Source organism: Panacagrimonas perspica, from assembly GCF_004364935.1.
Lineage (GTDB): Bacteria > Pseudomonadota > Gammaproteobacteria > Nevskiales > Nevskiaceae > Panacagrimonas > Panacagrimonas perspica.
Genome location: NZ_SOBT01000009.1, coordinates 797,406 through 813,030, shown reverse-complemented (window position 1 = coordinate 813,030; position 15,625 = coordinate 797,406). Strand labels below are relative to the sequence as shown.

Below are 15,625 nucleotides of genomic sequence, written 5' to 3'. Positions count from 1 at the left end.
ATCATCCCCGCCCGTTTTTCTTCCCGCTCCGACCATGTGGTTTCGCAACCTGCTGCCGTACCGACTCGACGGCGCCTGGGGCATGTCGCCCGGCGCGTTCGAGAAGAAGCTCTCCGAGCGCACGCTTCAGCCTTGCACCGGGCTGACCGCGCAGACGCAGGGCTGGGTCTCGCCGCGCGACGACGACCAGCTCGTCTACGGTCAGGGGCGGCAACTGCTGTTCTCGCTCGGCACCGAGACCAAGCTGCTGCCCTCGTCGGTGGTCAAGGACGCGGCCAAGGCCAAGGCGGCGCAGATCGAGGCGCGCATGGGCTTCAAGCCGGGCAAGAAGCAGATGCGCGAATTGCGCGAGCAGATCCTGTCCGAGCTGCTGCCCAAGGCGTTCGCGAAACGTCGCGCGACGCGCGTCTGGATCAATCCGGAAGCCGGCTGGCTGATCGTCGATGCATCGAGCCAGAAGCGCGGCGACGAAGTGCTGACCCTGCTGCGCGACACGCTCGGCGAGTGCCCGTTCTATCCGCTCGACACCGCGCAGTCGCCGATGACCTGCATGACCGCGTGGCTGGCCAAGGGCGATGCGCCGGGCAAGTTCTCGCTCGATCAGGACTGCGAGATGAAGAGCGGCGGCGACGATCCGGCGGCCGTGCGCTTCGCCAAGCACGGGCTCGAGGGCGACGACGTGCGCCGCCACGTCAAGGACGGCAAGTCGGTGACCAAGCTCGGCATGACCTGGAACGATCGCATCCGCTTCGTGCTCGCCGATCCGGGCATCGTGCGCCGCGTGCGCTTCGAGATGATCGAACAGGATCGCGCCGAGAACGAACCGCAGGGAAATGCCGAGGAACGTTTCGACGCCGACTTCACGCTGATGACCGGTGAGCTGACCGAACTCATGGGCGGGCTGATGGAAGCGCTCGGCGGACAGAAGAAAGACTGAGCGACGGTTGATCCGCGTCCGCTGGCGAGGCCACAAAAAAAGAAGAGGGTCGCAGCCCTACGGCTGCGACCCTCCGCCCGCAGGCAGGTTGGACCTGCGTCAGGGGTTGAGCGGAATGACGTCGATCCGGTACAGCGTGGTGGTTCCGCTGATCTCGTTGCCGACGGCAAGCAGCGGTACTCCCGGAACCGGGCTCTGCGCCGCCGGGATCACGACGATGCTCTCCGGTCCCAGGTCGCCCGCCGCGCCAGCGTTGGCGTTGACCAGATTCCCGATCGTCACCGACATCTCGCGGCGATTGATGTACTGCACGAAGCGCGCGGCGCGCGGGTTGCTGATGTCGTAGACCATCACGCCGCCCATGCGCTCGAGGCCGATGAACGCGAAGGTGCGGCCGGCGAACTGCGCCAGCGCGAGCGCTTCGGGTTCCGGGCCCTTGTCGTCGCTGCGCGAATCGCCGGCGCTCGCCGAATTGTTGTTGTTGAAGCTGGTGCCGTAGCGCAGCGCCGTGATGCGCTCGAAGTCGGAGCCGCTGTCGTAGGCCTGCGTGCCGTCGTCGGCCCAGATCGAGAACGAACGGGCGCCGAGCACGTAGATCTGATCGAAATCGTTGTCTCCATCGGTGTCGCCGAGCGATCGCGTTGCGTTCAGCCGGCCCAGCGCCGTGTTCACTTTCAGCGCCGCCGCGTTCGGGAACGCCGTGGGATCCAGCACGAAGCCGTTGGCACCAATGCGCTGTGTTTCCACGAAGTTGTCGTACTCGCGCGCGTCGCCTTCGTTGGCGGTCACGTAGTAGGTGCGTCCGTTGAACAGATACGACGCGATCGTGTCCGGCTGGTACATGCCGAACACCGGCCAGTTCGCCAGCCGCGGGCCGCCGTCCTGATCGCTCGGGTCGAGTTCGTTGCCGAGGATGCGGTGATCCTTGTAGCCGAGCGGCAGGATCTCGGTGACGGTGTTGCTCGCCAGGTCGATCTTCGCGAACGCGTTGTTCTCCTGCAGCGTCGCGAACGCCGTGAAGCCATCCGGCGAGATCGCGATGTACTCCGGCTCGAAGTCCTGCGCGACGCTGGCGTTCGGCCCGTAGATGCGCACGCCGCGCGCACGCAGCGCGGCCGCCTGAGCGTTGAACGCCGTGAAGCCGGCGGTCACCACGGTGGGCGCCGTACCGCCGTTGACCGTGATGATGCTGATCGAGCCTTCGGGATCGATGCTGTAGTTGGCGTTGGGTTCGCCTTCGTTGGCGACCAGCACGCGCAAACCGTTCGGCGTGAACGTGAGCATGTCGGGCAGCGCGCCCACTGCGACCTCGCCGAGCTTGGCCAGCGTCGCGGCGTTGTAGAAGACCACCGAACCCGGATCGGTCTTCGGGCTCGCCTCGATCGCCACCGCGACGATGCCGTTGGAGACCGCGACGCTGTTGGCGCTCGCGCCCTCGGCGCTGGCGTCGATGGTGCCCACCAGTACCGGCGCAGCCGGGTTGGCGACGTTGAGCACGTCGACGGTGACGGCGCTGGCGTTGACGACGAACAGGCGCTGACGCGGACCGTCGTACGCCACGATCTCGGCAGCGCCGGCATTGAAGGCATTCGCTTCGTAGGTGCCGAGCACGTTCAGATCGAGCAGCACATCACCACTGCCGGTCGGCCCTGCAGGTCCCGCAGGGCCGGCAGGGCCACTGGGGCCGCTGGATCCACTCGGCCCGGTGGGACCGGCAGGCCCTGCGGGACCGGCAGGGCCGACCGGGCTGGTGGGTCCGACAGGTCCGACGGGGCCCGCAGGGCCTGCAGGTCCAGCAGGACCCGCGGGTCCGGCAGCGCCGTTGGAGCCGTTGGATCCGGCCGGGCCTGCAGGTCCCGCGGGGCCGGCGGCACCCGTCGGTCCGGGCTCGCCTGCCGGACCCGCTGCACCGTCGTCGCCGTCGTTGCCCGAGCAACCCGCCGTCACCATCACCGTCATGCTGCACACCAGCACCAGCAGCCACTGTCGAAACATGTCCCCGTACTCCCCTTGAAGCCCAACAAATGGAAGCCCGGGAACCTAGGGAGCGGGGATGGCGGTCGCGTGAAGCTTTCGTGGCGAAGCGGTGAAGCGGGGCGGTGTCAGCACGTCGTCAATCGACGGTGAGCAGCTCTTCGAAGAACGCGCCGATCCCGCGTGCGCGGTCGACGAAATGGATCTCGAGGATCCAGTGGCGTTCGCGACCCAGCGAGTCGAGGCCGCGCATCGGTTCGTGGTGCGCCTCGTTCGCGTAGCCCGTCGTCATGTTCTCGGCCAGCGACTTGTGCGGGAACTCGCTGACCAGATGGGCCGCGATGATGCCGGCGAATTCCCATCCCGTCTTTTCCGCCAGCGATTTGATGAACGCGAAAAGCTGGCTTCCGGTGATCTCCGGGTGGTCCTTGAAATACTGCTTGCCGGCCGCGAAGGCGCGCTCCGCATCGTCGCGCAGCCGCAGCTTGTGCGGATCGTTGCCGATGACATAGGTGCGGCCGACATCGGCCTCCCATTCGGCGAACACCGGCCCCAGATCGATGAAGACGATGTCGTCGTCTCCGAGAACGCGCTCCGGAGGATTCTCGTTGTAGATCGCCAGCGTGTTGGTCCCGGCGCGCACGAGGCGCTTGTGCCAGTTGGTCTCGATGCCGAACTCGCGCCGTCCGAGATCGGCGATCTCGCGCGTGAGCTGCGACTCCGACACGCCGGGCCGGATCAGGTCGGCCGCGATCCGGTCGAACAGCTTCGTCGCCTTGCGTTGAGCATCGGCCAGGGCGATGGCGCGATCCGATTCGGCCGACAAGGGATTTCGTTTCTCCGTCATGCGCGATCTTGTGCCATGAACGCGAGAGGAAATCGACCCCGCGGACGGCGCCGCCGTCAGGTCTGCGCTACAGCTTGAGACCGCGAAAGATGCGTTCGGGAATATTCCGGATGATCTGCATGATTCCCCACCAGAACCAAGGCGCGTAGATCACCGGCTTTCCCGCGATCATGCCGCGGACGATGGTCTTGGCCACCGAATCGGCGGACGCCCACAGCGGTCCGCGCTTGTCGAACGCTGCGGTCATCGGGGTGTCGACGAAACCGGGCTTGATCGTGATCACGTGAACGCCCTTGCCGTGCAGGCGCTGGCGCAGTCCGCTGGTGAACGCGGTGACGGCCGCTTTGGCGGAGCCATAGACGTAATTCGACTGCCGTCCGCGATCGCCGGCCACCGAGGAAATGACGGCCAGGGTTCCGTTGCCTTGAGACTCGAAACGGTTCGCGATGAGCGTGCACAGCGAGATCTGGCTCAAGGCATTGGTCTGGTATTCGGCGAGCGTGCGTTCCACCGATGCGGCACACGCAGCCTGATCGGGCAGCGTCCCGTGTGCGATCAGAACCGTATCCAGGCCGCCCATCGCGACACTGGCCGACTCGATCAGCTCGGCGTGCGCGGAAATATCGTTGGCGTCCTGCACCCGGAACTGCACCATCGGTGCGCCGCGCAGTTTCAGGTCGTCGGCGATGGCGGCAAGCGCCTGTGGCCTGCGCCCGACCAGGAACAGCCGGTCTTCGCGCCGGGCGAATTCACGGGCGACGGATTCGGCGATCGCCGATGTCGCGCCCACGATGAGCACTTTTCTCAAGATGCTTCTCCCTGCGGATCCTGCGATACGCGCCGCCAGAACGACGAGGAAAATCGCGGATCGATGAAGCGCAGGAACTCCTTCCAGCGCGGGAAGTATTGCTGGAACGAGGTGGCGGACATGCGCGCATCCTTCGCCGGATAGACCGCGCCTCCGGCCTTGCGCGTGATCGCGTCGAGTGATTCGAGAAGCTGCAACGTGGGAGCTCCCCCGTTCGGAAAATCCAGTGCGAGCGTCGTCCCCGAACGCGCGAACGACAGCAGGCCGGGCGAGGCCTGCTCACCGAACATCTTGAGCACTCCGAGGAACGAACCCGATCCCGAGACGGCGATCGTCTCGAGCATCTCCTCCAGGCTTTCCGGGGCCGTGGCCGGCGGGATCACGCACTGGTACTGATAGAAGCCGCGAGGCCCATAGATCCGGTTCCACTCCAGCACGCCGTCGAGAGGATAGAAGAACGGGCGGTAGTGCCAGACGGCGTCCGCCCGGCGTGCCGCCGGCCGGTGGTAGTACAGCGTGTTGAACAGGCGCAGCGACAGGCGATTGACCAGCGGCAACGGCGAAGTGAACGGGACGCGCCACTGGCCGGAGCCCGGTGTCGTTCCTTCTGCGACGGCGTGATTGGCGCGCATGAACACGCCGCGTCCGCGTTGCCGGCCCTTGGCGGTGCAATCGAGCCAGGACACGGTGTACTCGTAGTCCGCATCGGAATCGCGCGACAGCTCGAAGAACCCGGACAGGTTGCCGAATCGCAGGCTCTGGCCACGCAGAAACGGCCCCGGCACGCGTCGCAGCTGCAGACGCAGGCGGCGGATCAGTCCGGTCAAGCCGAGGCCGCCGATGGTGGCGGCGAACCAGTCCGCATTTTCAGACGGGGTGCACCAGCGCTCGGACCCATCCGAACGCAACAGCTCGAAGCCCAGCACATGGTGGCCGAACGTCCCGAGGCGGTGATGGTTCTTGCCGTGCACGTCGTTGGCGATGGCGCCGCCCAGGGTGACGAAGCAGGTGCCGGGCGTGACGGGCAGGAACCAGCCGCGAGGCAACGCGAACTCGATGACGTCCTCGAGCAGCATTCCGGCTTCGCATTCGATGACGCCGTTGTCGACATCGAATGCCACGTAGCGATCGAGCCCGCGAGTCGTGAGCAGGAAGCCGCCGTCGTTCTGGCAGGAGTCTCCGTAGCTGCGGCCGTTTCCGTACGGAAGCAGCGTTCCGGGTTCGTCGAGAACCAGCCGTTGGTAGCGGTTCGTGAGCGCGATCGTGCGATGCCGGTGTCGCGGCCAACGTCCCCAGGAGCTGCCGGCGCCGGGCATGTCAGATGGCGATCAGCACGCCGAAGGCCATCAGCACAGCCAGGACCAGGCTGACGCGATCGCGCAGCGCGAACACGATCGGATCGTCGTGCATCTGTCCGCGCGAGGTCACCAGCCAGACGCGCGAGATCCAGAACAGCATGACCGGCGGGAGCAGCCACAGCGCCTTGGCGTGGGTGTACAGCGCGCCCGACGCGGCACTGTTGATGTACAGCGCCAGCACGACGATGGAACAGTAGCCGGCCGACGTGCCCAGGCTCTGCAGCAAAGGGAGATCGTTTGCGCCGTAGCCGCGGCCGTGCGACAGCTGCGCCCCGGCTTGCTTCGCGTCGTCGAGTTCCGCGAAGCGCTTGGCGATGCCCAGGCTCAGGAACATGAACACCGAGAATCCGAGCAGCCAGAACGAAGGCCAGATCAGCGTCGCGGCGCTGCCCGCGATGATCCGCATCGTGTACAGGCCCGCCAGCATCATCACGTCGATCAGGGCCACGCGCTTGAGGCGCAGCGAGTAGGCCCAGGTGAGAAGGTAGTACGCGGCCAGCGCCAGGCAGAACCAGGGGCCGACCGTCGCCGCGACGGCCGCGGAGCCCAGCAACAAGCCCGTGCCGGCGATGACACCGTCCTTGGCCGGCAGCAGCCCTTCGGCGAACGGACGGTTGCGCTTGCGCGCATGACGGCGGTCGGACGGCAGGTCCAGCAGATCGTTGAAGACGTAGACGCTGGACGCGCACAGGCCGAATGCGAGAAAGGCGAGCAGCGCCTGGATCAGCGTGGCCGGCTCGCCGATCTGGTGGGCCAGCAGCGCCGGCATGAAGACCAGCGCGTTCTTCACCCACTGGTGCAGGCGCAGGGCCCGGATCCAGGTGCGGGCGGTCCGCTGCGAGGCCGGAAATCGGCGGTCGACGGCGCAGACTTCCGCCGCCTTGCGCGTCAGCGCCTCGTCGCCGACGACGATGGCGTGAGCGGCCGAACGCCAGACCTGCAGGTCGGGGACGTCGTTGCCGGCGTAGTCGAAACCCTTCTCGCCGAAACGCTGCACCAGCACCTCGCGCTTGGCCTGGCCTGCGAGATTGCGCTGGCCGTCGCTTGCGATGACCTCGTCGAACAGGCCCACGCGTTCAGCCACCGCCTCGGCGGTCCGGCGATCCGAGGCCGTGACCAGCACCAGGTGGCGGCCGGCGTTCTTCTGCGTGTGCAGCCATTCGAGGAGATCCGGCCGGATCGGCAGGACTTCGGCGTCCAGCGGCGCGCGTTCCGCCACGAAGGCCTTGAAGGCGGCCTTGCCGCGGCTGATCTGCGCCGGGAGGGCGAACAGCGACAGCGGCGAGGATTTGGCGAGCGCGATCAGGCCTTCGTGCAGCGTGTCGACCGGTGTCAGGGTGCCGTCGAGATCGACGCAGAGCGGAAGGGAGGCGGATGTCATGGGGCGGACCGCGGCGCGGGCCGCAAGCTCAGGAATTCGAGAAGCGCCGCCGCGATGAAGCCGACGACCACGGCGAACCACAAGGTCGCCACGCGGCAGATCAGCGTGGCGACGATGGCGACGGACGCGGGCGCGCCCAGCGTGGTCAGCAGCGCGACCATCACCAGTTCCATGCCGCCGATGCCGCCCGGCATGAAGAACGCCGCCGCCCCGGCGAGACCGGCGATGGCGTAGATGCTGGTCGCCGTCATCGGCGGCACGTCGAGCGCCAGGCCCTGGCAGATCAGGTGGAAGCCGATGCCCTCGGCGCCCCAGGACACCAGCCCGATCGCGAGTCCCGGCAGCAGCAGGCGCGGCTGCAGCAGGCGGCGCGAGGAGCGCAGCAGGCGCGCGCCCAGCTGCAGCAGGCCGGACAGCCACGGCGAGGATCGGCCGGTGGCCGTGCGATCCAGCCAGGGCGGGATCGCCGGATGGCCGCAGAGTCCGAGCAGCGTGAAGGCGACGAGGAAGGCCACGAGCAGGAAAGGCCGGTAGTCCGCGTGTCCCAGCACGATCAGGGTTGCCAGCAGCGAATAGGCGATGAAGTCGAGCAGTCGCTCGACGAACAGGGCCGCGAAGGTATCGGCGTAGGGCACGCCGTGCTCGCGCAGATAAACGCCGCGAAGCGCCTCGCCGGCCTTGGCCGGACTGACCGTGAACATGAACCCGGCGAGATACACCAGCAGGTGGTGCGTCCAGCCGATCCGGTGCCCGAGTTCGCGCAGATATAGGTGCCAGCGCTGGAAGCGCAGGACGTAGTTGAACAGCGACAGCCCCAGCACCAGCGCGGCGCCGGACCAGCCGAGCTGCAGCAGCGCCCGCTCCAGGGCGGCGTGGTCGGTTGCGATCGCCGCTCCGAGGTAGGCGAGCATGCCGAGGCCGGCAACGGCCACCAGCAGTCGTTTACGGCCGGACGGCAGGCGGGATTCGGGGATGGGCATCGACCGGACTGTGGCGGCGGGGCGCCGCATCGAAGCCTATTTGACCGCATTTGGGGGCCGGGTCAATCGAGGCGGCTGCCCGCCCCGACGCGCCCGGCCCGGGGACATCAGGACAGATAGGTGTAACCGGTCAGCCCCGCTTCGAGTTCCGCCAGCAGCCCGGCCCGCTGTTCCGGTGTCAGGTCGATCGCGTCGAGCTTGTCGCGATAGCTCTGCGCCAGCGCCTCGGGCGCAAGGTGCACGTAGCGCAGCAGTTCGTCGGTGCGATCGCCGTGTTCGTGCGCTTCGAGCTTCCAGCCCTCGGGCGAGGCGGGGTCCAGCACCACGTTGACGGCGTTGGTGTCGCCGAACAGGTTGTGGATGTCGCCCAGGATTTCCTGGTACGCGCCGACCATGAAGATGCCCAGCAGGTAGGGCTCGCCTTCGCGCAGCGCATGCAGCGCCAGGGTCGGCGTCAGGCCCTCGCGGTCGACGTACGCGTCGAGGCGGCCGTCGGAATCGCAGGTCAGATCGCACAGGCGCGTGCGCTGGTCCGGCTTCTCGGTCAGCCGGTGGATCGGCACGATCGGGAACACCTGGTCGATGGCCCAGGAATCCGGCACCGACTGGAACACGGAGAAGTTGCAGAAGTACTTGGCGCTGAGCTTCTCGCGCAGCTCGTCGAGCGCGTCGCGGTGCGCGCGGATGCCAGGATCGAGTAGCGGGATCACGGCGCGTGCCACCGCGTAGTAGGCACGTTCCGACCACGCCCGCGCCGTCAGCGACAGCTTGCCCTCGCTGTACTCGGCATGCGCTTCGCCGAGCAGGGTGCGCGCCTCGAACAAGGCCTCGAGCGGGCCGCGTTCCACGACTTCCTGCAGCAGTTCGTGCAGTTCGTGCTGCACGGGCGGCGCGTCGCCCGGCGGCGGCAGCAGTTCGCCGCCACCGATGATCTCCTGGTCGACCACGTTGGCGATCAGCACCGCGTGATGCGCGGTGAGTGCACGCCCGGATTCGCTGATCAGGTTGGGTTCGGGTTCGCCGGACTCGGCGCAGACTTCCTGCAGCGTGCGCACGATGCTGCGTGCGTACTCGCGCACCGAATAGTTCATCGAGCAGTAGCTGCGCGAGCGCGTGCCCTCGTAGTCCACGCCCAGCCCGCCGCCGACGTCGACCACGTCCACCGGCGCGCCCAGGCGACGCAGCTCCACGTAGAAACGCGAGGCCTCGCGCATGCCGCGCGCGACGTCCTGCACGTTGGCCACCTGCGACCCCAGGTGGAAATGCACCATGCGCACGGCGTCGATGCGACCTGCGGCGCGCATCATGTCCAGCGCTTCCAGGACCTGGGGCGTCGCCAGGCCGAATTTCGACTTCTCGCCGCCGGTGTTCTGCTGCGAGGAATCCGAATGGCTCGCCAGGCGTACGCGCAGGCCGATCAGCGGCGCCACCTCCAGCTTTTTCGCCTCTTCGATCACCAGCGGCAGTTCGGACAGCTTCTCGACGACGATGTAGACGCGGTGCCCCAGCTTCTGGCCGATCAGCGCACGACGGATGTAGGCGCGATCCTTGTAGCCGTTGCAGACGATGACGCTGCCGGGCCGCGCCAGCCCCAGCACCGCGGCGAGTTCCGGCTTGGATCCGGCCTCGATGCCCACGCGGTCGCCACCGTGGCCCAGGATCGCCTCGACGACGCTGCCCTGCTGGTTGACCTTGATCGGATAGACGCCGGTATAGCGGCCGGAATAGCCGTATTCGCCGATGACGGTGGCGAAGGCGTCGGCGAGCGCGTCGACGCGATCGCGCAGGATGTCGGTGAAGCGCACCAGCACCGGCAGTTCGAGGCCTTCGCCGGGCAGTCTGCGGGCCAGCTCGTACAGGTCGACGGAGGCTTTCGAGCGCTCGCGGAACGGGCGCACGACGACGTTGCCGGAATCACCGACGTCGAAGTAGCCCTCTCCCCAGTTGGGCATGTTGTAGAGGGCGCGAGCCTGCGCCGGAGTCCAGGGTTTCACGAAGGCGTCACCGAATGCGGAAGGGGCGAGCCTTATACTCGCGGCTCACAATTTTAGGCGGACGGCATCGAGGATGCTGCCCGCCGACATCCTATGACGATCTTAGGGGCTTGAAGATGACGCTGGACAAAAGCTGGTTTTCGGAAGCGGTCGAGGCCACCGGCACGGCGTTCTCGCTCAAGGGTCACAAGCTGCACGAGGAACAGACGCCGTACCAGAAGATCGAGATCTGGGACACGCAGACCTTCGGCTACCTGATGACCATCGACGGCTGCACGATGGTGTCCACGCGCGACAATTTCCTCTATCACGAGATGATGTCGCACGTGGCGCTCAATTCTCACCCCGATCCGCAGAACGTGGTGATCGTCGGCGGCGGTGACTGCGGCACGCTCAGCGAAGTGCTGAAGCATGCCGAGGTGAAGTCGGCCACCCAGGTCGAGATCGACGAGCGCGTGACGCGCCTGTCCGAGAAATATTTCCCCGAGCTGTGCACGCGCAACAGCGACCCGCGCGCCACGCTGTTCTTCGGCGACGGCATCCAGTGGATGAAGGACGCCAAGCCCGGCTCGATCGACCTGATCATCATCGATTCGACGGACCCGGTCGGTCCTGCCGAAGGCCTGTTCGGTAAGCGCTTCTACCTCGACTGCATCAAGGCGCTGAAGCCGGACGGCATGCTCGTCCAGCAGTCGGAGTCGCCGCTGCTGCATCTGGAGCTGATCAAGGAGATGCACGCCGCGATGCGCCAGGCGGGGTTTGCGCGCACGCACCTGTTCCATTTTCCGCAGACGATCTATCCCTCGGGATGGTGGTCCGGATCCATCGCGACCAAGTCCGATGCGCCGCTGCTCGAGCGGATCGACGACCGGACGGTGCGGGGAATGGAGACGAAGTTCTACAACCCGCGTACGCATCGGGGCGCGTTTGCGCTGCCGACCTATGTCGAGGAAGCGCTGGAGTAAAGCAGAGGCAGCGCAGCCGCTGCGTCCACCGAGAACGGATGGCGGCGAGCGGAATGCGTCACGCTCCTGGCAATGCCGGTCGCGGGTCGATGCGCCCGCGGCTAGTATTCGATCAATGAGCTTGCCGCGATCATCCCCAGCGCAGATCCATCCGCGCGTCTTGCAGGGGCAGGCCGTGCACTTCCAGGGGCGAGCTGTTTGAGCAGCTGGTTTGCATCAGCCATCTGGATCGTCGGATTCAGTTACGCCTTTCTGCACGGGGATCTGATCGGGATCGGTTTCCGGGACAAGTGGAGCCCCTTGCTGGCGATAGCCCTGGCCATCGTCGCGGCCCGGGCCCAGCTCTTCATGGCGATGCTGCCGTTCATCAATCCCGGGATGATCCTCCTGCTTGGATGGTGCCTGCTGAGCGCGCTGTGGGCCCCGAGCGCGGTATTCGTGCTGACGCAGGCGATCAGCGTCATCGGCGTCTCCATGATCGCCGTCGCGTTCAGCCTTTCGGGCTGGCATCCGGGCCGCTTCGAAAGCCGGCTGGCTTTTGCCGTGAACATCCTGCTGGTCGCTTCCATCTTCACGGCCGTCTTCTATCCGGCCATCGGCGTCCATTCGGGCACCGATGTATCGCTGCGCGACGCCTGGCTGGGTGTCACCTACCAGAAGAACGGGCTGGGGCAGCTCTCGGCGGTGGGGATGATCCTGTGGACGTATCTGTGGGCGTCGCGCAGAGCGCGCGCCGTGATAGCGGCCGCCGGTTTCGCCCTGTGCCTGTTCACGGTGGTGAAATCCCGCAGCTCGACCTCGCTTCTTCTGGCCATGATTTCCTGCGCCGGTGTTGTGGCGCTCCTGCGGCCCCGGATTTCGCTGCGCGCCGGAACCCGCAAGCTCATCATCGGCGCGCTCGCAGTGGTTCTGCCGATCGGCATCTACATCGCGGTGGCGACGCCCTACCTGGGTTTCATCGGCCGGTATTTCGGGAAGGACGGAACGTTCTCGGGTCGCAAGGAGATCTGGGACGCGTTGATCCTGGAGATCGAACACCGGCCCATCCTGGGTACGGGGCTCAATAGTTTCTGGGGTGGTGCCGACGCCGGCGAAGCCCGCGTCCGGGCTGCGGTCGGCTGGGCCGTCCGTAACGGGCACAACGGCTACCTGGACGTGGCCAACGAACTCGGCTTGGTCGGGTTGGCGCTGCTGATCTTTTTCCTCGGCTGGTATTGCGTTTCGCTGGTTCGGTTGGCCCGGATCAGCCGCGATCATTTCGCCTTGCACCTGCCGTTGTTCGTCTACGTGGTGCTGGCGAACACGACGGAGAGCGGCTGGTTCTTCCTGATCGCCCCCGCCCACCTCGTCGGAATGTATGCGTCGGTCGAGATATCCCGGTTGCTGTTCGCGCATGCGGCGAACCTCAGGGCGAAGAAGCGTCAGCTGGCTTTGCAAAAGGCAGGCTCCGAAGCGCCGGTAGCCGCATCCCGGAGCGGCTCCATCGGGGCGCCCCCCGCTTCCGGGACCGCACCGCGCGGCTAGAGCGGTCGGACGAAGGCTTCGCCGCCGAATCGCGTGCATTGGCGCAGCGCATCCGGCGCAATGGGCGCAAACATCCTGCCGCACGGCGGTATGCTGGGCACCGGGTCACTTCGATAGCCGCATCATGAGCGCCAGCACCGTCGCAGCCGTCAGGGAGATGGTGGCCGCATCCATTGCGGTCAAGCAGGGCATTTTGTCCGACGAGCGCCTGCTCGAATCGATCGTCGACGTCGCAAACCTGATCGAGGCGGCGTTACGCCAGGGCAACAAGGTCATGCTCGCCGGCAACGGCGGCTCCGCTGCCGACGCGCAGCACATCGCGGCCGAGTTCGTGAGCCGATTCGAGTTCGACCGGCCCGGCCTGCCGTCGATTGCACTGACGACCGATACCTCCATGCTGACGGCCATCGGAAACGACTATGGCTACGAGCAGGTCTTCTCGCGCCAGCTGCAGGCCAATGGCCGTCGCGGCGACGTCTTCATCGGCATCTCGACTTCCGGCAACTCGAAGAACGTGCTGCGTGCGGTCGAGTCGTGCAAGGACATGGGGATCGTCAGCGTCGCGCTGTGCGGCGCGGGCGGGCGGCTTCGTGAGGCCTGCGATCACGCCATTGCCGTGCCTTCCACGCACACGCCGCGCATACAGGAAGGTCACGGCCTGATCGGGCACATCGTGTGCGGTCTGGTCGAAGAAGCGCTCTGGGGCGCGACACACAAGCCGAAGCCGGGCGCCGGGGCGTGATGCATCTTCGATGAGTACCGTATCCGGCTCCGCAGGGGCCGCGCACAGCGACGGACTGGCGCCGTTGCCGGCCGTCGACATTCTGGGGGCGAGCGTCCAGAACGTGTCGCGGGCCGAACTGTTCAAGCGTCTGGAGCGTGGTGTTCTGTTCACGCCCAACGTCGACCTGATCATGCGGATGCGCAAGGACCGTGAGTTCCACGACGTTTTTCATCGTGCCGAGTTCCGCGTTTGCGACAGCAAGATCGTGCAGCTGGCATCGCGCTTTCTCGGCACGCCACTGCAGGAGAAGATCTCGGGTTCGGATTTCTTCCCCGCGTTCTGCGAGCACCACAGCGGCAACCCCGAGATGCGCGTGTTCCTGCTCGGCGCGGGGCCGGGTGTCGCCGCGGAGGCGATGCGACGCATCAACCGGCGTCTGGGCAGCGACGTCGTGATCGCCGCTCTTTCTCCGAGCTTCGGCTTCGAGCGGAATGCGGACGAATGCGAGGCGATCGTCGAGGCCGTCAATCGCTCGGGCGCCAGTGTGCTGGCGGTCGGCCTGGGCGCTCCGAAACAGGAGAAATGGATCATGGCGCACCGGGACCGGATGCCCGGCGTGCGCATCTTCATGGGCATAGGCGCGACGATCGATTTCGAGGCCGGCAACATCCAGCGTGCACCGCAGTGGATGAGTGCGATCGGACTCGAATGGCTGTTCCGTCTGCTCAAGGAGCCACGGCGCCTGTGGCGGCGCTATCTGGTCGACGACATGCCGTTCCTCTGGCTGGTCCTCAAGCAGCGTCTGGGTCTGTCGACCGCGGCGGACCGGTGAGCGCCATGCCCGTGTCCGGATTCCAAGTCGGGCTGACATCCACTTGCTGATCGATGCGCTGCTGCTGGTCGTCGCCACGCCGCTGCTGCTGATCGGGGCATACCTGCTGCTGCTGACCTTGCTCAGCGGTCGCCCGCAGCCTCCGCCATCTGCAGATCCGCGGACCCGTTTCCTGCTCGTCGTTCCGGCTCACGACGAAGCCGGAGGAATCGGCCGGACCGTGAAGAGCCTGCTCGCGCTCGAATGGCCTGCCGAAGCCCGGCGCGTGCACGTGATTGCGGACAACTGCAGCGATGACACCGCGGCCATCGCACGCGCCGCAGGCGCAGAAGTGACCGAGCGCAGCCACGCAAGCTTGCGTGGAAAGGGATACGCCCTGCAGGTGGCTTACGACCAGGCGATTGCCGAGGGCTGGTGCGATGCGGTCGTCGTCGTCGACGCGGATACCGACGTCGATCCTGGTCTGCTCCGCGCATTCGCTGGCCGCATCCAGCTCGGAGCGCAGGCGGTCCAGGCTTTTTACGGCGTGCGAAATCCGCGCGCATCCTGGCGCACGCGTCTGGTCACCCTCGCGCTCGCGATCTTCCACCGGCTGCGCGGACGGGGCCGGGAGCGATTGCGCGTGTCCTGCGGACTGCGTGGCAACGGCATGTGCTTCGCGCTCGACACGCTTCGGCGGGTTCCGCACAACGCGTTCTCGCGCGTCGAGGACCTGGAATATGGGGTAGCGCTCGGGCGGGCCGGCATTCGGGTCTGGTATGCAGACGAAGCCGAAGTCCGCGCCGACATGGTCGCCAGCGAAAAGGCCTCACGTTCGCAGCGCCAGCGATGGGAGGGCGGCCGCTTCGAGTTCGCACGTGCACAAGGTGGCCCGCTGCTTCGGGACGCGGTGCGCGGGCGCAGCGCGTTGCTGCTCGACCTGGCCGCCGATGTGCTGACGCCGCCGCTGGGCTACTTCGGATTGGGCGCCATCCTGCTGGCCCTCGGCGCCGTTCTGCTGTGGGTGCTGGGCGTCGTCATGCCCGTTACGGCGCTCCTCTCGGGCTTGCCGCTCGCGGTTCTCGTCGTGCACGTCGCGCGCGGCGTGAGTCTCAGCGGGCTGGGCGCACGCGGATGGCTCGATCTGGCGGCAGCACCGGTATACGTGCTCTGGAAGCTGTCGTTGGTGTTGCGTCGGCGCGCTTCATCGAAGGCCTGGGTACGGACCGAGCGTGACGAGTGAAGGAGGGTCTTTGGCTGGATCCGCTGTCTCGTCCGCCGGGTGCGCCGCGCGTGTCGCCGGCCGATCTGCGCCGTCCTTG

Annotated in this window: 13 protein-coding genes; 6 read left to right on the top strand and 7 right to left on the bottom strand. The window is 66.7% G+C overall.

All coding sequences use genetic code 11. From position 1 onward, the window contains the following. The first annotated feature begins 34 nt into the window (after positions 1-34). The gene (locus DFR24_RS15205) at positions 35-937 is read left to right on the top strand and encodes a recombination-associated protein RdgC (RefSeq protein WP_133882237.1); all 903 of its coding nucleotides are present in this window, start codon (positions 35-37) and stop codon (positions 935-937) included. A 99-nt stretch (positions 938-1,036) separates the two neighbouring features. Here DFR24_RS15205 and DFR24_RS15200 read toward each other — a convergent pair whose 3' ends face one another. From DFR24_RS15200 to speA, 7 genes are all read right to left on the bottom strand, one after another. Then, on the bottom strand, positions 1,037-2,932 hold the full coding sequence (locus tag DFR24_RS15200) for a choice-of-anchor I family protein (protein ID WP_133882236.1): 1,896 nt from the start codon (positions 2,930-2,932) through the stop codon (positions 1,037-1,039). A 118-nt stretch (positions 2,933-3,050) separates the two neighbouring features. Continuing rightward, positions 3,051-3,758: a M24 family metallopeptidase gene (locus tag DFR24_RS15195; RefSeq protein WP_133882235.1), complete on the bottom strand. Its 708-nt coding sequence runs from the start codon at positions 3,756-3,758 to the stop codon at positions 3,051-3,053. Positions 3,759-3,825: 67 nt separating this feature from the next. Continuing rightward, entirely contained in the window at positions 3,826-4,566 is a 741-nt protein-coding gene (locus DFR24_RS15190; RefSeq protein WP_133882234.1) for an SDR family oxidoreductase, read from the bottom strand. Then, entirely contained in the window at positions 4,563-5,882 is a 1,320-nt protein-coding gene (locus DFR24_RS15185; protein WP_133882233.1) for an FAD-binding oxidoreductase, read from the bottom strand. The genes DFR24_RS15190 and DFR24_RS15185 overlap by 4 nt, the downstream gene beginning before the upstream one ends. A gap of 1 nt (position 5,883) precedes the next feature. Next, positions 5,884-7,305, bottom strand: a complete 1,422-nt coding sequence (locus tag DFR24_RS15180; RefSeq protein WP_133882232.1) for a UbiA family prenyltransferase — start codon at positions 7,303-7,305, stop codon at positions 5,884-5,886. Then, positions 7,302-8,285, bottom strand: coding sequence for a lysylphosphatidylglycerol synthase transmembrane domain-containing protein (locus DFR24_RS15175; protein WP_162851234.1), 984 nt, complete (start codon positions 8,283-8,285; stop codon positions 7,302-7,304). The genes DFR24_RS15180 and DFR24_RS15175 overlap by 4 nt, the downstream gene beginning before the upstream one ends. A 107-nt stretch (positions 8,286-8,392) precedes the next feature. Further along, positions 8,393-10,279 (bottom strand): biosynthetic arginine decarboxylase, encoded by a 1,887-nt coding sequence (gene speA, locus DFR24_RS15170; protein WP_133882230.1) that lies wholly within the window; start codon positions 10,277-10,279, stop codon positions 8,393-8,395. A gap of 116 nt (positions 10,280-10,395) precedes the next feature. Between speA and speE the strand changes: the two genes are divergently transcribed. The 5 genes from speE to DFR24_RS15145 all read left to right on the top strand — a co-directional run bounded on the left by speE (position 10,396) and on the right by DFR24_RS15145 (position 15,546). After that, the gene (gene speE / locus DFR24_RS15165; protein ID WP_133882229.1) at positions 10,396-11,244 is read left to right on the top strand and encodes a polyamine aminopropyltransferase; all 849 of its coding nucleotides are present in this window, start codon (positions 10,396-10,398) and stop codon (positions 11,242-11,244) included. Between the two features lie 198 nt (positions 11,245-11,442). After that, on the top strand, positions 11,443-12,768 hold the full coding sequence (locus tag DFR24_RS15160; protein ID WP_133882228.1) for an O-antigen ligase family protein: 1,326 nt from the start codon (positions 11,443-11,445) through the stop codon (positions 12,766-12,768). Positions 12,769-12,892: 124 nt separating this feature from the next. Further along, positions 12,893-13,510, top strand: a complete 618-nt coding sequence (locus DFR24_RS15155) for a D-sedoheptulose-7-phosphate isomerase (RefSeq protein WP_133882227.1) — start codon at positions 12,893-12,895, stop codon at positions 13,508-13,510. Positions 13,511-13,520: 10 nt separating this feature from the next. Beyond that, positions 13,521-14,324 carry a WecB/TagA/CpsF family glycosyltransferase gene (locus tag DFR24_RS15150; protein WP_133882226.1) on the top strand — a complete coding sequence of 268 codons (804 nt, stop codon included), beginning with the start codon at positions 13,521-13,523 and terminating at the stop codon, positions 14,322-14,324. Between the two features lie 43 nt (positions 14,325-14,367). Then, the gene (locus tag DFR24_RS15145) at positions 14,368-15,546 is read left to right on the top strand and encodes a glycosyltransferase family 2 protein (RefSeq protein ID WP_133882225.1); all 1,179 of its coding nucleotides are present in this window, start codon (positions 14,368-14,370) and stop codon (positions 15,544-15,546) included. The last annotated feature ends 79 nt before the right edge of the window (positions 15,547-15,625 follow it).